Source organism: Nitrospirota bacterium (assembly GCA_016180645.1).
In the GTDB taxonomy this organism is placed as follows: Bacteria; JACPQY01; JACPQY01; order JACPQY01; family JACPQY01; genus JACPAV01.
The window spans coordinates 1-25,804 of record JACPAV010000049.1; the positions used below are offsets into that span (position 1 = coordinate 1).

14 protein-coding genes and 1 tRNA gene are annotated in these 25,804 nt (G+C 60.6%); 9 read left to right on the plus strand and 6 right to left on the minus strand.

Translation table 11 applies throughout. The features are described from left to right. The first annotated feature begins 336 nt into the window (after positions 1-336). From HYT87_18990 to HYT87_19020, 7 genes are all read left to right on the plus strand, one after another. Positions 337-978 (plus strand): hypothetical protein, encoded by a 642-nt coding sequence (locus HYT87_18990; GenBank protein ID MBI2061831.1) that lies wholly within the window; start codon positions 337-339, stop codon positions 976-978. A gap of 236 nt (positions 979-1,214) precedes the next feature. Next, the gene (locus HYT87_18995; GenBank protein MBI2061832.1) at positions 1,215-1,562 is read left to right on the plus strand and encodes a hypothetical protein; all 348 of its coding nucleotides are present in this window, start codon (positions 1,215-1,217) and stop codon (positions 1,560-1,562) included. 1,003 nt (positions 1,563-2,565) lie between these two features. Beyond that, complete coding sequence (locus tag HYT87_19000; protein ID MBI2061833.1) at positions 2,566-3,396, plus strand: SH3 domain-containing protein; 831 nt, start codon at positions 2,566-2,568, stop codon at positions 3,394-3,396. Continuing rightward, positions 3,396-9,038: a fibronectin type III domain-containing protein gene (locus HYT87_19005; protein MBI2061834.1), complete on the plus strand. Its 5,643-nt coding sequence runs from the start codon at positions 3,396-3,398 to the stop codon at positions 9,036-9,038. The genes HYT87_19000 and HYT87_19005 overlap by 1 nt, the downstream gene beginning before the upstream one ends. Continuing rightward, the gene (locus HYT87_19010; GenBank protein MBI2061835.1) at positions 9,035-11,050 is read left to right on the plus strand and encodes a hypothetical protein; all 2,016 of its coding nucleotides are present in this window, start codon (positions 9,035-9,037) and stop codon (positions 11,048-11,050) included. The genes HYT87_19005 and HYT87_19010 overlap by 4 nt, the downstream gene beginning before the upstream one ends. 216 nt (positions 11,051-11,266) lie before the next feature. Beyond that, positions 11,267-12,289 carry an NAD-dependent epimerase/dehydratase family protein gene (locus HYT87_19015; protein MBI2061836.1) on the plus strand — a complete coding sequence of 341 codons (1,023 nt, stop codon included), beginning with the start codon at positions 11,267-11,269 and terminating at the stop codon, positions 12,287-12,289. 355 nt (positions 12,290-12,644) lie between these two features. Continuing rightward, complete coding sequence (locus tag HYT87_19020; protein ID MBI2061837.1) at positions 12,645-16,751, plus strand: hypothetical protein; 4,107 nt, start codon at positions 12,645-12,647, stop codon at positions 16,749-16,751. A gap of 146 nt (positions 16,752-16,897) precedes the next feature. Here HYT87_19020 and HYT87_19025 read toward each other — a convergent pair whose 3' ends face one another. Next, positions 16,898-20,248: an Ig-like domain-containing protein gene (locus HYT87_19025; GenBank protein MBI2061838.1), complete on the minus strand. Its 3,351-nt coding sequence runs from the start codon at positions 20,246-20,248 to the stop codon at positions 16,898-16,900. A gap of 199 nt (positions 20,249-20,447) precedes the next feature. Beyond that, complete coding sequence (locus HYT87_19030; GenBank protein MBI2061839.1) at positions 20,448-21,824, minus strand: DHH family phosphoesterase; 1,377 nt, start codon at positions 21,822-21,824, stop codon at positions 20,448-20,450. Positions 21,825-21,941: 117 nt separating this feature from the next. On the opposite strand from HYT87_19030, the gene HYT87_19035 reads away from it, so the two are divergent. Both HYT87_19035 and alr read left to right on the plus strand, forming a co-directional pair. After that, positions 21,942-22,238 (plus strand): DUF3467 domain-containing protein, encoded by a 297-nt coding sequence (locus HYT87_19035; GenBank protein MBI2061840.1) that lies wholly within the window; start codon positions 21,942-21,944, stop codon positions 22,236-22,238. Positions 22,239-22,257: 19 nt separating this feature from the next. Then, positions 22,258-23,307, plus strand: coding sequence for an alanine racemase (alr, locus tag HYT87_19040; protein MBI2061841.1), 1,050 nt, complete (start codon positions 22,258-22,260; stop codon positions 23,305-23,307). Here the strand turns inward: alr and kdsA are convergent. The 4 genes from kdsA to HYT87_19060 form a co-directional block, all read right to left on the minus strand. Further along, positions 23,264-24,106, minus strand: coding sequence for a 3-deoxy-8-phosphooctulonate synthase (kdsA, locus tag HYT87_19045; GenBank protein ID MBI2061842.1), 843 nt, complete (start codon positions 24,104-24,106; stop codon positions 23,264-23,266). The two genes, alr and kdsA, sit on opposite strands and share 44 nt — an antisense overlap. A 96-nt stretch (positions 24,107-24,202) precedes the next feature. After that, positions 24,203-25,162 (minus strand): cation transporter, encoded by a 960-nt coding sequence (locus HYT87_19050; GenBank protein ID MBI2061843.1) that lies wholly within the window; start codon positions 25,160-25,162, stop codon positions 24,203-24,205. Beyond that, the gene (locus HYT87_19055; protein ID MBI2061844.1) at positions 25,162-25,578 is read right to left on the minus strand and encodes an NUDIX hydrolase; all 417 of its coding nucleotides are present in this window, start codon (positions 25,576-25,578) and stop codon (positions 25,162-25,164) included. Before HYT87_19055 ends, HYT87_19050 begins: the two co-directional genes overlap by 1 nt. A gap of 131 nt (positions 25,579-25,709) precedes the next feature. Next, positions 25,710-25,781, minus strand: a tRNA-Gln gene (locus HYT87_19060). Positions 25,782-25,804: the final 23 nt, after the last annotated feature.

Consider the following 25,804-nt stretch of genomic DNA (forward strand, 5'->3'; position numbering starts at 1 on the left):
TGAAATTGAAGGGCAGGGAGCGGTGGCGTCATGCTTCGAATATGCGGCGACGATCACAGATAAGCTTACCGGTCGGTGCGGGGTTTCCGTTCAAGATGCTCAGGGCGTTGTGGAAGGGAAAATCGGGGGGAAGGACTGTAGCGGGGTGAAGGGCGTACGCGATAGTGTCGGCTTACACAAGACATGCATACCCTGGGTCAAGGAGGCGTCCTGCACCGATGATTTCAAGAGAGGGGATAGGTACAAGGGGGAATGCATCTATCAAATAGTCAGATGAGTATGCTCACATTTCGATTCAGCCGGCCGCAACACGGTTCTGGAGAATAGGGACAATCCGTGGAATGGTCTGCCCTCATCGTACTGATTGTCATCGTCGTGTGGGTGATCTTAAAGTACGAAGAGGAGAAACAGCGACAATCCACCGCGGCGATGATCGCAGGGTCCGCCGTTGGTGGACGGTTCGACGAAACCGAATTCCACGGTCGGTATTCTGGAGGTCATTCAAGCTACCCAAAGGAAGAAATCGCGGTATTGGTCGTCGGTGAGCGTGGTATCGCTTTGACCGGTTACCAGTTGGCCGAGATTTTCGCCGAGGCATCTCTCCGGCAAGGGTACAGGCAAATCTCGATCAAAATTCCGTATGACTCCGTTGCGGACTACGGAATAGCCACTCGCAGTCAAATTGAAGCTGGCAAAGTCCTACTCCTTGGCGTTGTCGGACTCTTGCTCCAGAAGAACAAGCCGTTCCTCTACATCCGCTACACAGACGAAAAGGGCATCGACCAAACTCCCGCGTTCTATTTCCAGGATGAGACTGGACTTCAGAAATGCATGACCTTGATTGAGGAGCGCGTGAGAGGGAAGGAGCCGGTAAAAGAGGTCAGAAAAGATGGATCTCACACCCGCCCGATGGTGTGCGGTGTATGTGGGTCTCGCCCGGAGGTCGTGTATTGCTCAAAATGTGGAAGAGGTGTGTAGTGGGTGCGCGTGGCGTGCTTACTCGTACGAACTCCACAGCCAGCCAGCCGATCAAAATCCTTCTAAGGGGCGAGGGGGCGGCTTGATCGAGCAGGCGCTTCACGCCGTGGATCGTGACTGTTCTGGAAAACGCTTCTCCCACGCGATCAAGGTCAAACCGGAAGAAGTGGACCGGATTGCGTGGATTGCTGTAGGGCATCGACAAAGTCTCTATGTCAAGGGGGTGAATCTCTAACATGGAACAAGAGCGGTCTGAGCAATCAAAAACTTTGAGCGCCATAACGGTCGCCGGCGTGATTCATAAGGCTCTGGCGGGATGGGAAATGTTCACGTCTGACATCTTGGAAGCGTTGGTTGAACTTGGCCTCTTGGCCATCAGGCACATCGGCAATCCAACAGATGAGCAGGTCCACCAAGAAATCGATCGTGCCGCCGTCATCGCTCACGACATCGCCATCAGTACCACGAAAGAAAGCGGAGGCGGTCTCCGACTTGGAATCTACACAGCATTGGTTCTCTTGAAGTCAATGGCAATTACCGCCAGGATGTACGAAAAGAAGGAAGGAGTGAGGAAAGATTCCTGACAAACTGGAGTGGGCGTGTCCTGGAAGGATACGCCCCGACCCCCTGCGAGGATACGGGGGAGCGAGGGAGCCGGGGCTATGTGGGCTTCAGGATGAAACTTGATTCTTCAGCATTTCCCCCATGACGGTCGAAATCGTAGCCAGATCACGGACACGTGTCAAGATGCCCCGCCGTTCGCGCCGGTGGGCCGCTGGCGGACGTTCAGGCGCGTGGATGATTCCGGGCTTTCAATTCGAGAAGGGGGTACGGCGGCGGAACCCCGCGGCGGAGTAGATTCGCGGGGAACCTTCCTCGAAAAGACACTTCCGGTAGGCTTCCGGTAGGTTCCGAAAACCCCCGCTGAACTCCACTCCGCCCCTCTCCATTCCTCTCACGTCCAGTTCCGGCTATCCTCTGAAAGTCACGGGGAATTCTTGTGATCGGAGTTGATCTGCGTGGATACTGACTCACTGTCACCACTCGATTTTGAGTCCGCTGCGTCTGCCATTCCGCCACTCCGGCCAACGTGATGTTGGCCGCACTTCCGTCGTTTTCGGCAGACACGGACGTCTGCGATCAGAAGGAAGCGCGGCGAGGCCTACCTAGTCCGTGCTCTCCACCTTACTCGCAGACATGGAGGTCTGCAATTCGGAGAGAGCGCGGCCAACGGGATGTTCGCCGCCCTTTCAACATTTTCGGCAGACATGGAGGTCTGCGGTCCGCGGGAAGTGCGGCTGGATTTCTAACCGATCAGATCTACACCGATCGGTCTCGCTTCGCAACGGGCCCTGGACATCATGCCACGCCGGGCATGTAGGAATCGCGCTGTAACCCGCACTCCCCACCTCTGAAGCCGTGTGACTTCCATCACTCCTCGCCCTGTCATTAGGTTTGTTGTTTCAAGCACTTGGACCCATCGCGTTCGTTGCATGGAGCCCATCTTGCTCTTGAGAAGGTGGACCTATGGTGGTATACTATTCGGTAATCAGGAACAGGGCTGGGATATTGCTTATGCCACACATCATGGATGGACGTGTCGGCGGAGAGGGTACAAGAAGGATTTTCGTCACCCTATCGGCCGGAGTGCTTCTCCCTATTGCAGGCTTCGTGTTTTCACAACTCAGTGATGCGCAAGCCGCAGCGAGATACGCTTGGGCCCGCGCCACTCGCGTCGAAATCCGGTCGGCGCCGAACGAAAAACACGGCGTCGTGGGCGTCGTCTCGCGCGGAACGCGATTTCAAGTCACCGAAGAAGCCGATGGATGGCTCCATGTCATCCCTCCGAGTTACGACATCCGCAGCCTCCCGGATGGATTCCGCCGGAAAGATCCCGCTACCTTCCAGGCAGGCTGGATCGTCGGAACCACAGCCTCCCAGACGGAAATCTTCGATGAAGCCACCGCGCTGCAGGTCTTCCAGGACTGGATTGAGGAACTTCGGAGGGATCCCATGATGAAGGAAGGCAGTTTCGCCGGGATCCGTCTCATCCCGTTGGCCGCCCTCTGGGCCTCCAACGAAACGCTCGAGTTCGACTTGGGCGTGGGACTCGAAGGCGAGGTGGAGACACAGATCCTCAGCGTGTTGGGCCAATGGACCTACCTCATGCTCGGCGCCCGCTTCTTCTCCGTGTTCCAGGAGGCGCGGGCCGTCGAACTTCGGCTTGTAGCGCGGGTGTGGGGCGTAGACAGCTCCGGAGTGATGGGGGCGCGCTACGAACCCATTGTGAAGATCCGCACGACACAGGACGATGCCCGCCGAATCCGATGGGAGGAGGCCCTCGCCAAGCCGCAGGTGGATACCAAGCTCTTCTCCTATTTCTGGCAGCGCGAAAACGCAACGCTCACCACACGCTGATGGTCCCGCCGCGCTTGGCTGCTCTCACGTTTTGCGGAGCCCTGGCCGCCTCTTGCGCCCAACCTACCCTCGGGCGGCCGCCCCAACCGCAGCTCCGCGGAGAAGACAAGGCGATCACCGTCAGTTGGGGCGCGGCCGAGGGCGCCTCCTCGTATGAGGTCTTCCACCGAGCATCGGACCCCCCCGATCTTGGGGACCCGGAGAGCCCACGCGTGGCGACCAAGGAGCTATCGGTGCGAATCGAGGAACTGGATCCCGGCTTGACGTACTACGTGAGCATTCTGGCCCTCCGCGGCTCGCAACGGAGCCAAGCTTCCTCCATCGCCTCCGTCACCACCGTTCCCCCCGCACCCGGCGCGCCGGACATTGCCCAGGTATCGAAGACGACCCTCCGCATCAGCTGGAAACCGGTGACGGGCGCCATCGACTACGAGTTGTACTATGACACGGAGTCCCAGTCCGGAAAGGCGGACGCCGATCGGAAATACGCGGGGAAACATGCCGCCCAAGGGGATTCGCCCATCGCCGTTCGCGACTGCACCCCGAATGCGGCTTGCGCCGTCACCCTCTCCGGCCTTGTCTCGGACAAGCCATACGTCTTCTCGGCGAAGGCCATCAACGGATCGGGGGCCAGCGGCTACTCGGAGGAGTCAAAGAAGCGACTTGGCCCGGGCCCATATCCCCCCCCGCCCTTGCTGAAAACATCGTTGAAGTCCACGGGGCTCGGTCAATTTGAGCTTTCGTGGGAGGCGGTGGAAAATGCGGTCTCCTACGAAGTTCTCTACGACACCGACGCGGCGGGAGCGCCGTACGATTGCTCGGTCGCGCCGGTTGCGAAATCGGCCTGCCCCTTCGCCACCACCACCGGGACGACGCTGACGTTGAAAGACCTCAAACCGGACATCCCCACCTCCGACCAATATCACTTCGCGGTCATTCCGATCAGCGAGAATGGAGTCCGCGGCTGCCAGCCGGGAGAACCGGGGTGCGCCGCAAAAGAAGCCGCGTGCGCGACGGAGTCGGTCGGGTGTCGCGCCGACCCACCCGTGGACGGCTTCGCCGTCAAGGCCACAACGGGAAAGAGCGCGGAGCTTACGCTCAGTTGGTCCAAGCTGGCCGGAGCGACCGGGTACGATCTGCTGATCGGGACGTCCACCGGGGCTGCGACCGGGACCTACGGCACAACGATCTCGCTGGGCGACGTAGCCGACTACGTCTACGCGGCGCCAAGCGGAGGCACGAAGTACTACCTCACGATACGCGGTCGCAACGGCCAGGGGGCCGGGCGCAACGCCGCGGAAGTGGGGGCGACAACCATTCCTTCCGCCCCCGCGAGCCTCTCGGCCTCGGCTTCGTACGTCTCGGGCCAAGTGAGTCTCAAGTGGACCGCCTCCACGGGGGCCACCTCCTACAAAATCTATTACGATACAGATTCTTCGAACTCAACAAGCTCTGAGTTCGCGGGCAAGGAAATCAAGGAGGGGATCAGCCCGATCACGATCACCGAGGCGGCCGCGTTCGCGAACTGCTCGGGGGGCGCCTCCACGGACCGGTGCACAACCCTCACCGCCTTGACCACAGGGTCGACCTACTCATTCGCCGTACAGGGGGTCAATGAGAGCGGCGAAGGGGCGCTGAGCTCCACCACCACCTTCGTGCCGCTGGCCGCTCCCTCCGGCTTCAGCGCCGATGGCGACAATCAGATCACCTTCTCGTGGTCCGCCGTCCCCGGCGCCTCGGGCTACAAAGTCTACTCGGATACGGAAACGAACGGCGGATCGGACGGGCGCTACGGCACCACCGTCACCACCGTGTCGGGCGGTTCGACGACCAGCGCCACGGCCACCGTGTCGGGCGGCTCCACGCTCTTCTTCGCCGTCACAGCCGTCTGGTCCGGCACAACGTCTCCCGCCAGCGAAAGCGCCTATTCCTCCCAACAGGCCCTGGCCGACGCCCCCACGGGATTCATCGTTCGGGGGTGCACGGGTCAGACCACGCTCCTTTGGAATCCGCTCAGCGGCGCCACGGACTACTACGTCTACTACGCGTCGAGCGCATGCACCTCAAGCACAAACAAGACCGGATGCTACAACGGTCCGGCCACTCCCGTTTCCGGCACCAGCTACAAGAGCGCCACCGCCGCGGTCTGCGCGAACTCCACGACCGTCTCACCGGGCACATGCTCCACCTCCCAGTGCGCGGCCACGATCACCGGTCTCACGAACGGAACGACCTACTACTTCTCCGTCCGCGGCGGCTTCGACGGCAAGAAGACGCCTTTCGCCTCGGAACTTTCCGCCGTTCCCCTGGCCGCCCCCACGGGCCTCTCCATCGCCTCATGCGGTTCCACCAGCGCCAACTTGAGCTGGACGGCCGTGACGGGTGCCGCGTCCTACCAAGTCTGCGTCAAATCCACCTCCGCGCCGTCGGCCGGAAGCTGTCCCGGCGTTCAAGCGGCAACAGGCACCACGGCAACCGTAACGAGTCTCAGCGTCGGAACCAACTACTTTTTCACGGTGGACGCCCTCTCGGGCAGCACTTCCACGAGCGACCACAGTAGCTCCGTCAATACGACCCTCCTCGCGGCACCCACCAATGCCGACGTCATCAGCCCGAACGCGGGTCCCAGCGGGCGCGTGACCCTCTCGTGGACCTACTCCGGCGCCGGCACACCCGCCGGGTACAAGATCTACTACCAGACGGCCTCGTCCGTTTCCGCCTCGTGCAGCACCGGATGTATCACCGGCGAAACCGCGCAAGCCGCGGAAGACCTGGCAGCCACCGAAGACGCGGGACTGACCGGCGTGCCCAGCCCCCTCGGGGCCATCACCACCACCGCCACAACCTACACCATGACGGGGTTGGACGCATTGAAGGACTACTACTTCAAAGTCGCCGCCGTCACGGTCTCGCCGCTCTGCGAGAGCGATCTCTCCAGCGAGATCAACGCCCTTGTCGGATGGCCCAAAACGCTGAGCGGAGGGACGCACTCCACCCCACTCATCGACGACCTCGTCACGGGGGACAGCGGCAAGCTGGAGGTCTTCGTGCCCGACACGAACGGAAACCTGTACCTCTTCAACGAAGACGGCGTGCTCGTCGGCGGGTGGGGGCCGGTGGCTCTCGGAACGGCGGTCGATCGTCCGGCTGTGTCAGGCGACATCGACGGGGACGGAGCATTGGAGATTGTCTTCACCGCCAACAGCACGATCTACGCCTACGAGAACACCGGCGTGGCCGTAGCCAACTTCCCCAAGGTCATCGGTTCCGCGCTCACTTCGCCCGTCCTCGGCAATCTGGATGGCGATGCCGCACTGGAAATCTTCGTCGGTGCCGCAAGCGGCACAATCTACGCCATCAATGGAGATGCAACGGATGTTGCCGGCTGGGCAGGCGGCATCGCCCTTGCCGGATCACCCGCCATCCGCGGCGATCCCGTCATTGCCGACATCGACGTCGGCACGACCGTGCAGGACTCGGCCAACGAGATCATCTTCGGCGGCGACAACGGAAAGCTCTACGTCTACAATCACGACGGCACCGTGCCCGCGGGCTGGCCCGCAACCATCGCCACGGTGGGAACGTGCCCGGCCAACCCACCCGTGTACAACGGCGTCGCCATCGCGGACATCGACGGAGACCGCGACATGGAAATTTTCGTGGCCGCAGGGAGCACCTGCACCACCTTCTCCGCCTTCCACCACACGGGCGCCACGGTCTCCGGATGGCCCAAAGACTACAATGCCGCCCTCTGCCAGACCTGCTGTGCAACCAGTTTCCCCATTTGTCCCTCCCCGGCAACCGGCGACATCAACGGCGACGGCGCCACGGACATCGTGGCCGCCAACTTCGCCGGCTACATCTATGTTTTCAACTCCAGCGGAGTTCTTCTCAGCGGCTGGGCCCCCTTGAACACGGGCGCCAACCTGCGGGCCTCACCCGAGATCGTCAACGTCGACAGCGATCTCGTTCCCGAGGTCATCATCGCCACCGCCGCCACCTCCAGCAACATTCTGGCCTACAACTACGACGGCTCCGCGGTCTCCGGCTTCCCGAAATCCGCCAAGGGCGCCGTGGGAGCCTCCATCTCGGTAGCCGACATCGACTCCAACAACGTCCCGGAGCTTTTCGTGGTGGACACGGTGGGCCGCGTCAGCGTGATCCATGCCGCATCGACCTCGTTCTCCAACGCGCGCGTCTGGCCCATGTTCATGCGCGATCCCTCGCACGTAGCCCAGGTCGGCCCGCGCCTGGAAACCGGATGGCCGCGAAGCCTGGCCGCGAACGTAACCGCCTCTCCCGTCTTCGGAAATCTGGACGGCGGCACCGATCTCGAAGTGGCCGTCGCCAACGTCTCCGGCGGCAACGGCCGTCTCTTCGCCGCCAAATGGAACGGCGCGCTGGTCACGGGGTGGACGGCGCCGGCCGACGATCAAAGCCTCACCAGTACGGTCACGCTCCAGGACCCCCTGGCCGCCAACACATGCGATGATGCCGCGTCCACCAGCGTCCTTGCGTCCCCCGCCCTCGGCAACCTGGACGGCGCGACGGACACCAACGTGGAAGCCTTCATCAGCACCGCCGGAGGAAACACCTGTGCCTACGCTTTTGATCACGACAGCACACGGATCGATGTCGACAGCGGCGTCGTCGGCAATGCCTTCGACGCCGGCAGCGCCATCGAGATTACCGCCGCCCTCGCGAACGCGGACGGAGGCACGGACACCAACCTGGAAGCGATCTTCGGATCCGTCACGGGCAATCTTTACGTCAAGAACGTGCCCGCGGGCACGAGCGTGGCCGGATGGCCCGTGGCCATCTCCGCGGCCGGCTCCTGCACCGCCACTCCGGCCCTGCGGGCGGCCCCGGCCGTCGGCGACGTGGACGATGACAGCACCGATGAAATCGTGATCGGAGGCGACAACGGCTGCATCTATGCCTTTGAACTCAGCGGCGCGCTGGTCGGGGGTTTTCCGTTGAAAGTCCCCACGTGCACGGGCGGCGACAGCGACGCGCCCCTTCGCTCCTCGCCGGCCATCGGAAATCTCAATACCGACACGAAAAAAGAAATCGTCTTCGGCGCCGACAACAATTGCATCTACGCCTACAAGGACAACGGCGGGCTCATGACTGGATTCCCGGTGGCCACGGGAGGGAACGTCCGTTCCGCGCCCGCCCTCGGCAATCTCGATTCCGACACGGCCCTCGAGATCGTCGTCGGGAGCGACGATGGCAAGATCTACGCCCTGAACGGCGACGGCACGGCCCTCTCCGGGTGGCCCGTGGATCTGGCCACAAGCATCCAGAACTCTCCGGCCCTCGTGGATGTCAACGGCGACGGCAATCTCGATATCGTGGTGGCCGTGGGGAGCCGGATGTATGCCTACGATCGAACCGGCACCTCCCTCCCCGGCTTTCCCTTCCTCTTGGGCGGCCCGGTGAGTACCTCATCGCCCCAGGCGGGCGATCTGCGAAATGACCGTACGCTTCACCTTTCGGTCGGAACGACCACCGACAACCGGCTGTACGTCTTCACGCTCGGCTACGGCAGCTACAATCCCGACAACTGCAAAGGCTGGCTGGGCTTCCACAACGCGCAGGAAAGGACCGGCGTCAACACCAGCCCCTCCTCCTGCCCATGAAATCGTCGTGCGTGGCGCGCGGCGCGTGGCGCGTTGTCTTCACGCTGCTCACGGCCTACGGCTCACTGCTCACGTTTACAGCCTGTCCGGCAACCGATCTCCCGTCTCTCGGGGCGGAAGCCTCCATTCAGGCCCTGGCCGATCCGGAAATCGTCCCCGCGGACGGATCCTCGATCTCCACCATCACCGCCACCATCCGAAGAAAGGGAGGTGAATTTGCCCTGGATGGCACGGAGGCCGTCTTCGCCACCTCGATCGGCCAGGTCAGTTCGACCACGGTCCCCACCAAGGGCGGCCGGGCCATCACCTCCGTCGCCAGCCTGCAAACCGGAAGAGCCACCGTGACCATTCGAAGCGAGAATCTCTCGACGAGATTGGAAATCACTTTTGTTCCCGCGGGACAGGTGGCGGCCATTCGCGGAAGCGCCACCTCGGTCGAGATCAACGTCGGCCAGAAGGAACTTCCGATCTCAAGCTCCACCGTCCTCACGGCGCTGGTGAAGGACCTCAACGCCCAGCCGGTGTCGGACGGCACGGAAGTCGTCTTCTCCACGGAAGGCACGAACACGGTGAATCCACCCAAAGCAAAAACTGTGGCCGGGATCGCGCGAACCACATTCACCGCCGGAAGCGTGTCGAGTGAATTCGACGTCGCCGCCCAATCGGGCGGGGCATCGAGCCGGCTCCGGATCAAAGTCCTGGCGGCACGGGTCGCCTCGATCGAGTTCCTTGAACCGGAAAACTTCAAGACCCCCCTGGGCGTCATCGGTTCAGGAAGGACCGAAACCCTTCTCATCCAGGCAAAGGTGCTGGACGAGCTGGATCGGCCCGTGGCCAACGGAACACCGGTAACCTTCAGCCTTTTCGGCGTGGGCGGGGGCGAGACCCTCCAACCGGGTGCGCCCGCCGCAGCCGCCACCCTCAGCGGAATCGCGACCACCCGGCTCCGCACGGGCAAGGTGGCCGGCGCCGTCCAGGTGCAGGCCGCCATCGATCTGGGCAGCCAAGGTACCGCCTCGGCCGTTTCCCCCACAATCCAAATCCGCGCCTTCCGGACCACGGTGGGACGATTCCTGGTCGTGCCGAACCCCGATAAACTCAACCTCGCCGGATTCCTGGACCCCAACCTCTTGTTCGATGTGAACGTCGCCGCCGGCGACCGATACAACAACCCGGTGGAGGACCTCCTGGTCGCCGTCATCTCGGAATCCGGTGTCGTGCCTACACCGGAGAAGAACGTCACCGGAGCGACGGGCCAGGTCGGAATCAAGCTCCAGACCGGTCCAATGTGGCCGGTCGACCTCGCCCCGGCATGCCTCGACCGCGCCTCCGCCGTCTATGGAGACTCGTGCCTCAGCCCGGAGGATGGACTCGTCAGCCTCACGGCCTACACATCCGGGGAAGAGGGCTACTTCGATGTGAACGGGAACGGGGCTTTCGACCTCCAAGAAGACATCTTCTGCGTCGAAATCGGAAAGGCGCTGTCTTGCCCCGATCCCCTCCGGCCGGACACCTGCACCACTCAAGCCCAAGCCCTGTGCAACGCCGTACATGACATTTCCGAACCCTTCGTCGATTCCAACGACAATGGAGCGCGCGACGTTTTCGAAACGTTCATCGATGCCAACGAAAACGGCATCTTCGACGACCGGAATGGCCGGTGGAACGCCTCCACCTTCGTCTGGGACCGAACGAAAATCCTGTTCACTTCCAAGCCGGCCGTGAAACTGATTTCACTCGCGGACAAGACCGCCACGATCTACGCCGGGGACCAGAATGGGAATCCCCTGACAGGCGGGAGCAGGATCGATTTCAAGATGAAGACGATCCCCGGCTCTTCGATCGGCTTCGTGGTCGGCCAGACCACCTCTTTCACGGTCAAGTCCACCTCCAACCCGGGGACTCAAACGTTCCACTCCCTCCAATTCAATTCCGACCCGAAAGGCGCCACACTGGACATCGAGGTCACCTCCAAGGAAAACGGCGACCTCACGACCCGGATCACCTTCTAAGTGCCTCTAACGTAATGACGCGGGCTGAAGCCCGCGGCTACCGGGAATGTGCATCCCTGGTAGGCGCAGGCTTTATGCCTGCGGAAGACGCTCACCGGTTCCCCATTCTTTTAGAGGCTCTAAGCCACCTGATAAATGTCTTCTCATGTTCCTGAACATTCCGTAGGGGCGGGGTTCACCCCGCCCTCCTGCCGGGCGTCCGGAAGGCGGCGCGGCTTGACCCTTTCGAAGGATTCTCCTACGATCCTACCCAAGGGAACCGGGCAGATGGGTGGGAACGGAAACATTCGAAAAAAAGCCGTGATGGTCACCGGCGCGACCAGCACGGTCGGCCGCCAACTGATCCAAAGCCTCTATGAGGACAAGCGAGTCCACTACGTCGCCGCCGTGGCCTTGGAGGATCTCCCTTACTACTTCCAGGACTACAACCCGGCTCGGTTCGGATATTTTCAGACGAACCTGGTCCGCCCGCGGGACTTGCAGAACCTCTTTACGTCGGACGCGTTCGTCGGCAATGGCGTCAACACGATCGTCCATCTGGCGTTCCAAAACCGGCCGCAGGACCGAGGCGAGAAAGTCCACCAACTCAACGTCGAAGGCACCAAGGCCATTCTCGACAAAAGTCTCGAAACCCCGCAAATCAAGAAGTTCATCTTCAAGTCCAGCTCCACCGTCTACAAGATCCGGCCGCACAACAGCGTGACCCTGGACGAGGACGCCGAGCTCAACCTCGACTCCGATGCGCCCCAGTGGATCAAAGACCGCGTGGATGCGGACATGCTCTGCATGACGAAGCTCGACAATCGCGCAACGGACATCGTGATCCTTCGATTCGCGAACATCGTTGGTCGCAACATCCACAGCCAGCTCAACGAGTACCTGCGCACAAAAATTTGCTTCACCGCTCTCGGCTTCAACCCGATGATCAACATGATCCACCCGCGGGACGTCAGCCGCGCCATTCAGCTCGCCATCCACAGGAAAATCAAAGGCGTGTTCAACGTGGTCGGGAAGGAAACCGCGCCGCTCAAGGACATCGTTCAGGCCAACGGCTCGATCACCTTCCCGCTGCCGACTTTCGCCCTCCACTACGCAAACCTGGCCCAACGCGTGCTGGGCCTGACGGAGTACGCCTACTCCGTGGACAGCGATCGATCCAAGTACAATCTGCTCCTCGACGGGCGAAAGGCCGAAAGCATCCTCGGCTACTCCCCGCAATCCCACGTCAAGTTCGGGTAAGTTTTTTCGTCAATCCCGCAACTATTTTCGCGTGTTGTCCCCAGGATATCCCCAGTCGGACCGCTCAAGCTTTCACATACCCTAGCGCGTTGAAACCACAGCATTCTTCCCACATCTTGACCCATTGTGGTGAATGTTTTGCTATACTTGACACAGCATGATCAGCCGCGGGGTAAACTGCGAGGAATACAGCGTCGCTCGGTCCGCAATGAAAGGGCTCGCCCCGATCACGCTCCTCGGGTGTCTATGGATTCCCACCCTTCTGGGGTGCAGCGGGTCGGGATCGACGGGTGCCGGCAAATCCTCCGAGTCTTCGGATGCTGGTGGGTCACTCTCAAGTTCGACCGGTGGTACCGTGCAGTCCTTGGACGGCAAACTGATCGTCACGATTCCATCCGGCGAGTCCTCAGGGCAAATTAGTGTGACCGTCTCCATCGCCACCAATGAAGTGCCTTCGGCCGCGGTCAAGACTCTGGTTGGGGATGCCTACAAGATCACCTTGAACGAAGGAACGCTCTCGACTGCTTCGATCTCTCTCAAGTACGAGCCTAACCGCGTGATCGCTCCCGCAGGTACACCCGTGGGCTCGATCGTTTCCTTGGCGAAGCTCGCAGGCGATATATGGCAACCCGTGGAGGGTGCGACCGTCGATACCGCGAACAATCAGATCACGGCTACGGTTTCCTCTTTCAGCATCTTCGGCGTCATCCAGAAAGGCCTTCAGGGAGGCTCCTCAGCAGGCGGAGGCTCTACGGGAGGCACCGGAGCGGGCGGCGGCCAACCGACCGACACAACACCCCCCGACACTTTGATCGGCAGCTCTCCGCTCTCCCTCACCTCCTCCAAGTCCGCTTCATTCATCCTCGTATCCACCGAGTCGGGTTCCACCTTCGAATGCAAATTAGACGCACCGGACTTTGCACCATGCAACAGTCCCATCGGGTACCAAACACTTGCCGAAGGCACGCATCAATTCCAAGTGCGCGCAAAGGATAAGGCGGGCAATGTCGATTCGAGCCCGCTAGTTTTCGAATGGAAGATAGACACGGTCGCTCCCTCTGCGCCCGACGCGGCCAAGCTCGTGGCCACGGACTTGGTCGCCCCGCTCGTGGACAGCCTCGCAGGCTTGGCCGGGGCCGTAACTGCGGACGCGGTCACCGTGGTGGTCTACAAGGAGGCGGGACTGTCCACCTCTATCGGGAGCCAGCCGGTGAAGGCAGACGGATCCTTCGATGCCGTCGGTATCGGCAGCGACCAACGCGACGGCTCCGCCCTTGTCTACGTGGTCGCCGTTGACGCCGCGGGCAACACCGGGTCGGCCACCAGCATCCGAACCGACAAGATCGGCGTGGAATCGAAGATTACCTCCTCCCCCTCAACAACCATCATCAACCAGAACGCCACCTTTCAGTTTGGGCCGGCGACCACGGAAATCCCTTCCTCCTACGAATGCGCCGTGGACTCGGGGGCGTTCGCAGCCTGCACCTCCCCTTTCACATCGGGGAGCTTACCTTTGGGCACACACACCTTCTACGTGAGAGGGTTGGACCAATTCGCAAACACCGGCGCCATCGTGAGCAAGACATGGACTTTGGGCCCACAGGACGTGACGCTTACGACAAAACCGCCTACCACCACCGTGAACCTGAAAGGTCAAATTGTCTTTACCGCCAACCCCACCGGCACGGGTGTCACCTACCAGTGCCGGATAGATTCCGGGACTTTTGCCAGCTGTACCTCCCCCTACAATTTCGGCGGACTCTCAATAGCGGCACACACGTTTGAAATCCGCCCCTACGACCAGTTCGGAAATCAAGGGACGACGTCCTCCTATTCCTGGACCATCATCATCGGCCCGGACGCCATCGACTCATTCGGCCAATTCGACGGAACCAATGTCCTCTACAACAAGGGGTCGAACGGAGGTCTGAGCACCCCCGAGCACGTGGCGATCGACCTGGCGAACAAGCGGCTCTTCTTGTCGGACACCGCCAACCATCGCGTGCTCGTCTACGACCTCAATTCCAACATGACGCTCGTGGATCGCTACCCGGAGTTCGTCCTCGGCCAGCCGAATCACGAATCCAATAGCGCCACCACCCCAGGAGTCGGGATTCCGGAACAAAGTCAGTGGGGGATGAATTCTCCGCGGGGGCTGGCGATTTACAACAGCCGGCTCTTTGTCGCCGATTCCGCCAACAACCGCATCTTGGTATTTGATGCCCGATCAGCCGGGAGCGCCAACCTTGTCCTCTGCGGAAACACCACCACCGGGCTGGCTGAGGGCATGAAGGCTTCGTGCGTCATTGGACAAGCGGGCTTCTTGACCTCAGCCGCGGCGTTGACGCAGGCCGGCCTCAGCAATCCTCAAGGACTTTCGATCCACAAAGACAGCGCCGAACTTTACGTCGCCGACAAAGGCAACCATCGTGCACTTGTGCACAGCCTCTCGGCCCTCGCCAGCGGGCAGAACGCGGCCTTCGTCATCGGGCAGGCCGATTTTACAAGCGGCGCCGCCGATCGAGGGGGGGCCGTGGGGCAGAACACACTCGATTCCCCGTCGGCGGTGGCCTACTTTCACCACAGCACGAGCAATACCTATCGATACTTGGCCATAGCGGACACGGGAAATAATCGCGTGCTTGTTCATAGCAAGGTGACCGCGCCTACCGTCGATAACTGGGACAACGGCGAGAATGCCGTCTACGTTCTGGGGCAGAAGCTCTTCACGACCAGCACGATCGATATTGAAGATAACACAGTGGCAGGCGGCCTCTGCGGAGATGGAAACGTCCCCCTGACGACAAACGCCTGCGGGATGGATACCCCCAAGGGCGTGGCATGGAACGAGGACAGCTCCCGCCTCTACGTGGCAGACATGGAAAATCACCGGGTACTCGTCTTCGACACAGGATTGATCACGAACGGTCAGCCCGCGGCAAATGTACTGGGGCAGACGGCCGTGACGAACTACGTCTCGTCGGGATCCACCGGGAGCAATACGCTATCACTGACGTACACCCCCTCTACGTTGACGGGCCCGTTGACCTTGGCCGCGACAATGGTTCCGGTCGTGACGACGGCCGGCTACACGGTGCCTGCCCGAATTCAAATTGAAAGCGAAGCCATTCAGTGCGACACAAAGACGGCGATCCAACTGAACACGTGTTCGCGAGGGATCAAGGGCACCACCGCCGCCGACCATCTCACCGTGGGCACGGCCGTGCAACGATTCACTCCCTCACCGGTTGGACTTGTCTTCTCTGAGAATGCGTACGGACGTCTCTATGTTGCCGATGGCGGCTCCCACCGGGTCCAAATGTTCAACGTGTTTCCGGGAGTCTTGGTCAATGGAAAGGATGCCGGCGATACGCTGGGCCACCTGACCACGACCGGGGCAGGTAACATGAATGTATCCAGCCCGAACAACCCCTCCTCAACCAGCTTCTTTTCCCCCGTTGACGCCGCATTTGACGCCAACGCACTCCGGCTCTACGTGACCGACAGCAAGCTCAATCGGGTGCTCTCGTTCGGCGTCAACAGCAGCATGACGCTGCTGGATCGGCAGGCGGACAACGTCATAGGGCAGAGTTCCCTTACCGCCTCCGACGCAGCCGTCACCCAGGACTCAGGCCTCAGCTCACCCGAAGGAGTGGTTTTTGACGGAACGGCCAACAAGCTCTACGTGGCCGATCGGGCGAACAATCGTGTGCTGGTGTATGACACGTCGACATTCTCGGACGGTATGAATGCATCCTTCGTTCTCGGTCAGCCGGACTATGTCAGCTCCGCCGCAAATTGCACGAGTAGCGGCATGAGCGCCCCTTCCGGGTTGGCGATAGACGCGCCGGGAAAGCGCCTCTATGTGGCCGATGCCGGAAACAACCGGGTCATGGTCTACAACACTACGACTCTCGGCAACGGCATGTTCATGGACAAGTACCTTGGCGAGGGGGGCGGATGCTCTCAAGGCACCACGCAGAGTACGATGAAGAACCCCAAGGGGGTGGACTTGCACCCCACCTCCTACAAGCTTTTTGTGGCCGACACCGGGAACAACCGGATGCTGGTTTACAATGTCGGCGCAGCCGCGGCCAGCGTAACGGATGGGATGAACGCCGCAAACGTCATCGGACAGTCCAATTTCACTTCGGCCGGGGCGGGCACTTCGGCCACCACGCTGAATTCACCGCAAGGAGTGGAGGTGGATTCTTCAAACAATCGGTTGTTCGTCTCCGACACGAACAACCACCGCGTGGTCATCGTCGATCTCGATCTCCTTTCCGATGGGATGAGTTTCATCAACGTCATTGGCCAGCCGGATCTCACAACCGGCGCGATCTCCGCCACTGCAATCAACCGTCTTAGGGCACCCCGTGCCTCCACCTACGATTCCGTTTCGAACCGCCTCTACGTGATCGACAACCAGAATAACCGCATCGCGGTCTTCGAGACCCGGTAGGAACTGCGTACCACTCTACCCCTCTCGTCGTCCCCGCGCAGGCGGGGACCCAGAATCTGGATTCCTGCTTCCGCAGGAATGACGGGACAGGAAAGTCCTTCAGTCAAGGGGCCGACGACTAGCCGCCGAAGGCTGAACGCTGAGCCCTACTGATACTTCCCGTTGATTGTGGCGGTAATCTTCCCGGCCCCTGAAGGGCCAAGGTTCTTGCAGCCCGTCAAGTCGACCGAGATGGACGCATCAATGGTCGTCGGACTGGATGTGCAAATGTCCGGATCGGTGAACGAGAAGCGGAACGCCGTGCATCCCGTGCTCAATCCCGTATCCGGTTCCACACAGTCAGCCACGGTGAAGTTTGGGGCTGTCTGAGTGGGATTGGTGCATCCTGTGGTTCCCCCACCGCTGGTCGTGGAAGATCCCGACGGAAAGTTCACGGTAAGACTGCATCCGGCGACCACCGGGTTCTTCAGTTGGTCCGCCACGTGGATGATGAAATTAGCACCGCACTTATCCGCAATCAGGAATTCCTGATTGGTAAGGTAGGTACCGGTGCAACCGGAACCACAATTACCGGAAGGGGTTCTCGGCGAACATTCAATGCTGAAGGTGCCCACCCTAGTCGACCAGACGACGCGTATGTCGTCCCACACGGAAGCATTGGAGGCTTCGTAACGGCCGTTCGGGGGATCGTAAACGCCATTGCCGTTAATATCAAAAAAGATCTCGTCCAAATCCTTCTCGGGATAGCCTGCATCCCCCAAAACGCACTCGTTGGAATTGATGAAGGGTTCCCCACGATCGTGCAGGAGGCGGACGCAGGCCTTGTCCGGCATCTTGGCGGTATCCCGGCTCGTGGAATCCTTGTGACGTAATTTGGCGTATCCGGTCGTGGGGGCATTGGTTCCAGTTCCGCAAGCACTTGTGCAGAGTATGCAGAAAATGTCCTCACCCAGGCGGCAGACCCGGGGTAGGGCCAGTTCAGTGGCCGAGCATTCGCCATCCCTGTCCCGGTCGTCGCACGAATTGAATTCGTTGCTTTGGCAGATCCCATCCCTCGGCCCAGAGCCCCGATCATCGCATTCATCCCACACTCCGTTGGATTCCGCCGGATCGGCGCTACACCCCGGTTGATCGGCGGGACACTGCTTCCCTGGGATGCAACCGCCATCCTCTATGTGAAGTCCGTCCCCATCCATGTCGATGAAGCCTTCGCTCCCCTTGGTGTAGGCGACGACGGTTCCGCGCCCATCACTCGGATCGTCGTAATCGGCAGGGGTTCCCTCGTTGGAGGAGTCGAAATCATTGGGACAGTAAGAGGGACCAGGAAACGACTCGATCACGCGCGGAAGCGGCGCAGCCGAGACCAGCGTAGCCGTTACGCTGCCGGTGTCCGAAAGCTCCTTGCCTCCACCCCCTTGTATGATGCCGGCCTCGGTTGCAAAAAAGACGGAGGTGCCGGGAGTCGGGGGGTTTCCATACCTATCGCCAACGAAGGCCGTTACATCCACCTCTTCTCCGAAAATGAGTAGCCCGATGATATTGAATGGATTTTCCGCCAGACCGAAATGATCGGTCACGGGCGGGCCAGACTGAATGATGATGTTCTGGATTGTGCCGGTGATCACCTTGCCACCTGGGACCGTTACATCCACACCCACTTGAACATTTCCTGGAACGGTTCCACCGCGAATCCGGGTGCTCGCCTCCCCTTGCACCGATTCCTCGAAGGCTTCATCGCTCCTGGCCCCCGCTTCGGAGGCCAACGACTCGCCGCCGCCGCCCTTCACAAGGTAGAAACGGACCTTCGTGCCGTCCCTCACAGGACTTCCGGACTGGTCTTTCACGGCGATCTTCAACTCGGCGGTATCGTTCCCCGTGCCCAAGACCCCGATCAGGATCGGGCTCTGGTCAAATTCGATGGTGTAGCCGGAGGAGGACGTTACAATGATGGGGACCTGTTTCTGGATGAACTCGACCGTCTCGGTGGACGAGGAAGTCCCCCCCCCCCCGGATCCGGAACAAAGGTCCGCGCATGGGTCGGTAGCGGGACAGCCGACATATCCAAGAACCGCAGTGGTCTGAGGTTTGAATCCGGCCTTGAACGTAATCCTCGCCAACCCTGCCCCGTCGGTCGTGGCGATCGTCCCGCGAGTTGATGTTTCTACCCGATGCGGAAGGCACGTACAGAAGCGGACCACCTGATTTGAAAGAGGTTTTGATGCTGTGTCCAACGCTCGCGCCAAAACGGTAACCTCGTTCTCGACAGGAGTGGTATCCGGATCATCATCATTCTGCACTCGGCAAGGGGTGACCTCCGGTCCCGCTGGACAATTCTCATAGGTCAAGTCCAGCTTGCTGATTTTCCCCACGTCGCACGAAATGGCCGTCCCGACGAACGTAACCGTCAAAAGTTGGCTCACGCATCCGCTGGCAGGACAATTCTCCAGCGTTGAGACCACCGTCGCCTTTGCCACTCCGCTGGACGGCTGAAGACTGACCAGCGCCGCCGAAGCATTGCCGGTAGAATCGGTTTGTACTTCGTAAGACTTTGAACGATTCGGAAAGATCCCGGCGTCGGTTTCGAATCGAACCGTTGCGCCGGCAACCCGGGCGCCGTTCTTGTCCGCCACGCCCGCCGAGAGCTTGATGGTGGACGCCCCATCCGCATCGGCTACGGCCTTGTCCGCGGAAAGGATGGCCGCCGGGCCATTGCCAACAACCAAGTAAGTATACCCCGTGGCCGAGGTGGTCCCAAACGCCGCCGTCACCTCCACCCGGAGGAAAACGTTGGACGCATTCTGACTCGTGCTCGGAATCGGTTTGAGCTTCGCCATGGCGACGCCGGTGTTGTCCAGCGAGACGCTGACGGAACCTGCCAGAGTCGATCCGGCCGTTGTCGTCGCGAGCTTCGCCGTTTCGATATCGTCCACCTTGAACTGCACCGCAGCGCCTGCAGGAGGAGTCGTGGTGCCCAGGAGAACGGTAGCTTGGATCACAGCCTCGTCGGCAGTTCCCCTTCCCATCACCAGCTTACCGTCTTGAACCGTAACCGTCACTTGCGGCGCCGGTTCCTTGAACCGTACAGATGATTTAGCGCTCGCCTTCGACTTCGAATCCTGCAACTCGCACTTGACGGGAAGCTCCAGTCCGGACTGATAGGTGCTCGTGGCCACCGTCTTCGTAACCCCATCATCCCCGGTGATGCAGTTCTCGGTGCAGCTCAGGGCGAGGGGGTTCTCGCTTGCAAAATCCTTGGGGAGATCGACACTGAACTTGAGCTTCTGGTCCTTGGCCGGGACATCCGTCTTGGTCTTGGAATCCCGCCGAGCCGCAATGCACCGGACTTCGACTGAATCCTTCCCATCCGTGTACGCCGCACACTTGACGGGGTCGGTGCACTTGCGGCCGCCCTTGTAGATCTCCATCTTGAGTTTTACGGAGCCGAGGGTGCCACCGGTCTTGCAAGAGGGATCGCTGGGATTCGCCTTGCAATCCACCCCCCCCCCTCCGACCGTCGATGTCGCGCAAGAACCAGCAAGGACCATCAGGAAACACAGAAGAGTGGGCGCGAAAGCCGGCGGTTTTCTCATTACAGTCGGGAAAGAAGCAATTGGCATTCCATGCGCGTTAGAAAACCGTCCATGGTTTCAGGTACATAGCATTGTAGCCCAATGCCGGGGTCGAAGCAACCCCAGATCAAGAAACTTTTTCGCCGTTCCGGGGTTTCGTGGTCCCCTTAAAGCCCAGTCCCGCCCGGATCACTTTCACCACGCCCTTGAGGACGTCCTTCCCAAATCTTTGGTTGAATTCCGGAAGGGGCACGATCGCTTTCGCCATCGACCGGTGGCCCCCGGCCCTCCCCCATTCCCCGAAACACAGCTTCGCCAGCTCACCGGCGCTCCTCACGTGGCCATTGTTCCGAATCGAGACGACCAGATTGTCGCCGAGCACGCCACAGGCCACGGCCCAACGAATCCGTTCGAGGTAAAGCGACAGGTCCGCAAGATGGGCCAGCGTGTCCTCCCGCTCCACGGGCCCGAGGTAGGCGAAAATCATGTCCTTGTAGACCTTCTTACTTTCCAAGGCCTTTACCAACGAATCGAAATCCTCCCGCGTGAGTTCGGGCTGCTCGATCTTGCGAATGGTCGTCTTGTTGGCAACAGGAAACAGCCCCGAAAAAGCCCGGATGTCGGCGGGGCTCATGTGGACCCCCAGCTTTTGGGTGTCGACCTTGAGGGCATAGTACATCGCAGTGGCCAACCGCTCCTGAAGCGGGGTCTCCAGCGCCTCCAAGTACTCATAGAGAATAGTGGACGTAGCACCGTAGGAAGTCCGGATATCTTTGAAACGCGCCGTGTAATCCGATTGCTCGGGATGATGATCTAGAACCGCGTCTACGTGCTTGATCCGCCCTGCGAAGTAGGTGGGCTGGACGTCCACCATGACCAGGCCGCCGAACTTCTCGAGATCGGAAGGCACTACCTGCCGCACCTCCAGCTCCAGCAGCTTGATCATGGCCAGGTTTTCAGGACGCGTAATCGGGGCGAAGGTGACCGTCGGGGCGGTCGACCGTGTCCGCCCCACTATCGTCCGAACCGCCATGGCACTCGCGATGCCGTCCGGGTCCGGGTTGTCGTGAAGGAGAATGGCAAAATCGGCCAAACCTTCCAGCGTGGATCGAAGTTCCTGAACCTTCTTCCGCGATCGCAGCCGACGGAGATCCCTCCCCACCCCGTGGCCGAAGACGTCCCAAATGGGCACATGGAGGTAATTCATCCCGTTCGGCGATTGGATCTCCAGCGTGGAATCCGTCTGGAGGATCAGACCCTGATTCTGGGGGAATATCTCGCTGAGCGTGCGCAGCACCTCCTGCGTTCGCTCGCGATCGGTCAGTTCGACGACGAAAATATCTCCGGCGCCGGGCTTGAGCGACCGAAAAGTATCGATCGATGCGAGATCCACCTGGCAGGCCTGAAATCCCTCATCCAGAAGTTGCGCCGCATGGCGATGCTCGGGAACGAGCACTTGGATATCCTTTGGATCGTTCCGCACCCCGCGCAAAAGATGGGGCACCAACGGATCGTCACAAATGCAATAAATTCTCATGAAATGTCATTCCGGGGATTGTGTGATAGTATCACCCTCCACAGTGGGGGTCAAAGAGGGCTGACACGCTAACCGGGAGGTCCGATGTCTGAAACACTTCGAAAAGAGCAGCAAATTCAAATCCAAATCGACGAGCCGATTGGGCAGGGAGTCTATTCGAATTTCTGCGCCGTCACCCACAAGCAGGGAGAATTCATAGTCGATTTCATCTTCATCCAGCCGCTGGAACCGAAGGGAAAAGTTCGCAGTCGGGTCGTTCTCACCCCGGTGGCCGCCAAGCAGATTTTCCAAACGCTGATGGAAAACATGCGGATCTACGAGGAACGATTCGGACGCATCGAGATCCTCGCCGGGGAACCCAAGCCGACCATGATGCAGTAGTTTCGCCCGCCGGGCTGCCTTGAAATCTCAATTCTCAAATCTGAAATCGCCTCGCTTTTTCCGCCCCACCGTCTGCACGATCGACCTCGATGCCTTGGGGCGGAACTTTCTCACCCTGAAGCAGCTTGCCGGCCCAAGGAAATTCATCGCCGTGGTCAAATCCAATGCCTACGGTCACGGAGCCGTGGAGGTAGCCCGAAGGCTGGAATTGCAGGGAGTGAACCGTCTGGCTGTTGTTTCGCTCGAAGAAGCCATCGAGCTGCGGGAGGCCGGCATTCGAAAGCCCATTCTCATCCTCGGGATCCTTCAGCCTTCCAGCGCCGATCTCATCGCCGCCTATCGGTTCACCCCGGCCCTGTTCTCCCAGGAGATGGCCCGTGCCCTCCAATCGGCCGCACGAAGCCTCGGAGTGCACCTTCCCATACACATCAAAATCGACTCGGGCATGGGCCGCCTGGGAATCACGCCGGCCGAGTGCCCGGCCATGGCCGAAACCCTTGAGGACTGTCCCAACCTCCGTGTCGAGAGCGTGTTTACTCACCTCGCGAAGGCCGATATCGACCCGGAGTTCACGACACACCAATTGAGAACATTCACCACGGCAGCGGAGCTTTTCAAGGGCCGCAATGGCCAACTCCCCATTCGGCACGCAGCCAACAGCGCTGCCGTGCTTAGGCATCCGGACGCGCTGTTTGACGCGATCCGGCCGGGGCTCGCCTTATATGGAGTTAGTCCATTCGATGTAGGCCGCGCCGCCGTCCGATTGGAACCGATCCTTTCACTGTCCACGCGAATTCTGTTCCTAAAAGAGCTACCGGCCGACACGCCCATCAGCTACGGTGGCACGTTCAGAACGCGCCGACCCTCCGTGATCGCAACGTTGCCTATCGGGTACGCGGACGGACTCAGCCGCCTGCGATCGAATCCCTCGGAAGGCATGGGTGGCAAAGTTGGCGGCCACGTATTGGTGAAAGGGAGACGTGCCCCCATCGTTGGGGTACTCTGCGGAATCTCCTCCCGAGTCCCTAGAATCTACGTCGGGCCCCCAGGGGACCAATCGCCCGCCTGATTTTCACCACGTCATCCAGCAGCTTGTCGAGGTCCGCGAGGCGGAGGGACGTCGGCCCGTCCGAGAGCGCGCGTTCCGGCCGGGGATGGACTTCGATGTAGAGAGCGTCCACTCCAATCGCCACCGCAGCCCTCGCGAACGGCGCGATGAATTGTCGATCACCGCCGGAAGCATGGCCCAATCCGCCCGGCCTCTGGAGACTGTGGCTCGCGTCGAACACCACCGGGCACCCCAGCCCGCGGAGGATCGGCAGAGACCGAAAATCGGCCACCAGATTTTGATATCCAAACATGGTGCCTCTCTCGGTCAGCAGGATGTTCCCGTTGCCGGCGGCCGACGCCTTTTCCACCACGTTCTTCATTTCTTCCGGTGAGACGAACTGGCCTTTCTTGATATTGACGATCCTCCCCGTCCGGACGGCGGCCTGAATAAGATCCGTCTGGCGGCACAAGAACGCCGGAATCTGAAGAATGTCCGCCACCCCCGCCACCTTCTCCACTTGAGACACATCGTGGACATCCGTGAGAAGCGGCACCCCCACCTTTTCTTTCACTTCGGCCAGAATCTCCAAACCACGATCCATACCCTGTCCCCGAAAGGATCGAACACTCGTCCGATTGGCTTTGTCGAACGAAGACTTGAAGAGGTAGTTGATCCCCCGCTTCCGGCAGCACCGACTCACATGCCGGGCCACCTCCAGCGCAATCTCCTTTGATTCGACCACACAGGGCCCCGCAATAAGACAGAGCGGCTGGCCGTCGCCGATGGAGAAATCCCCCACCTTCACATGGACTTTCAACCTTCTCCTGACTCTCACATCTCGCCTCACTCCTCTCGCCTCACTCCTCTCGTCTCGCTCCTCTCGTCTCTCACTTCTCACCTCTCACCTCACTCGTCACGCTTTCTCCAAGGGTTCCACGTGAACCACCACGTCGTCAACCTCGGAAAAGCGTTTCTGAATCGCCTCTTCCACCCGGTCGGCGATCGAGTGGGCGCTCCTGACGCTGATCTCCGGGTCCACCTCGATCACCACGTCCACCTTCACATCCCCCGATCCCCCTCGGGAACGTGCCCGGTGGCACCTCTGGACACCCCCAATCGACTCAACCACACGCACCAGTTCAGTCGGATCGATGACGCTCTCATCCGCAAGAACCTGGATCGCCCGGCGAAAAATGGTGTACCCGAGCCACGCCATGAGCGCCAGGACTCCGATCGAAGCCACGGCATCCGCCTTCCCCCAGCCCAACCGAACGCCCAGGACCCCGACCAGCACGGCGAGCGTCACAAACACATCGGCCAGCGTGTGGCGCGCATCGGCCGTCAGAAGGGCACTGTCCAACCGCCTCCCTTCACGCTGCTCGTAGGTCGTCACCACAAGATTGACGGCGAGCGTCACCAACATCACGCCGTAAGCTTCGACCCCCAGCGACGGGTGGGATGCGCCTTTGAGCGCGCTCCATGCGGCTTCCCCCACACGCAGGATCATGAGGAGAACAAAGACTCCGATGGCCAGCGATCCCAGAACCTCAAACTTCCGATGACCATACGGGTGTCCCTCATCGGGAGGCTGGGCGGCAATGCGCATCACCGCCAGCGCCACCACGTTGTTCGCCCCATCCAGAGTGGAATGGAATCCGTCGGCCTGAATAGCCAGCGATCCGGAGAACAGCCCATAGGCAATCTTGGCCGCCGCCACAAGAGCGTTGCCCAGGAGGACCAGCCACAGGACCCGGTTGATCACCCTCCGGCGCGAATCCCCATGCCGATTCCGATCGCCGTCCCCGAAGCGAAGCGGAGGGCGGCGGCGGTCCTCGGCCTCGACGGCCGGCGAAGAAATCACCGCTGCACTCATCAGCCCCCCGTCTTGGGCCTGTCTCCGGACTTCCGATATGCAAGATAGTCGCGAAGGATTCGAGAATGATCGAACGCCAGATCATCGAATGGAATTTCTTGCTGCGCGAAGCATCGTGCGTTTCGAGCGTCGTCCCCGCCTTTCGGGGCTCCCGACGCGGTCGCGATAAAGACCACGGCCACGTTATGACGACGGGTATCCCGTCTTGGGTCGGAATAAACGTGGAACTGTTCTTCCAAGCGAATTCTCAGTCCTGTTTCTTCTCTCGCCTCTCGAACCACGGCCTTCTCCACCGATTCCCCGTACTCCACATATCCGCCCGGTAGAGCCCACCCCGGCGGAGGGTTCTTTCGCTCAATCAGCACGATGCCGCCGCGAAGTTCTATGATCGCATCCACCGTCAGAAACGGCGTCAGGATGACTCTGCCTTGCCGCGACTGGCCGGATGCCACCAAGCGGGGCGGCGTCTTCTGTACTTTTCCCCGCCTACTCCGACTCCGATTCTTCTCCACTCACCACTCACTATTCACTTCTCACCGGAAGAGCGCTGGGACGGGAGGGGTCGAACCTCCATTGACGGATCCAAAGTCCGCTGTCCTGCCGATTGGACGACGTCCCAAGGATGGGTCGTACCCGGAGCCA

Excerpts from the sequence above, each read along its gene's own strand:
- HYT87_18995 (MBI2061832.1), top strand. The coding sequence starts at position 1,215 with ATGGAACAAGAGCGGTCTGAGCAATCAAAAACTTTGAGCGCCATAACG.
- HYT87_19000 (MBI2061833.1), top strand. The coding sequence starts at position 2,566 with ATGGATGGACGTGTCGGCGGAGAGGGTACAAGAAGGATTTTCGTCACC.
- HYT87_19005 (MBI2061834.1), top strand. The coding sequence starts at position 3,396 with ATGGTCCCGCCGCGCTTGGCTGCTCTCACGTTTTGCGGAGCCCTGGCC.
- HYT87_19010 (MBI2061835.1), top strand. The coding sequence starts at position 9,035 with ATGAAATCGTCGTGCGTGGCGCGCGGCGCGTGGCGCGTTGTCTTCACG.
- HYT87_19035 (MBI2061840.1), top strand. The coding sequence starts at position 21,942 with ATGTCTGAAACACTTCGAAAAGAGCAGCAAATTCAAATCCAAATCGAC.
- HYT87_19050 (MBI2061843.1), bottom strand. The coding sequence starts at position 25,162 with ATGAGTGCAGCGGTGATTTCTTCGCCGGCCGTCGAGGCCGAGGACCGC.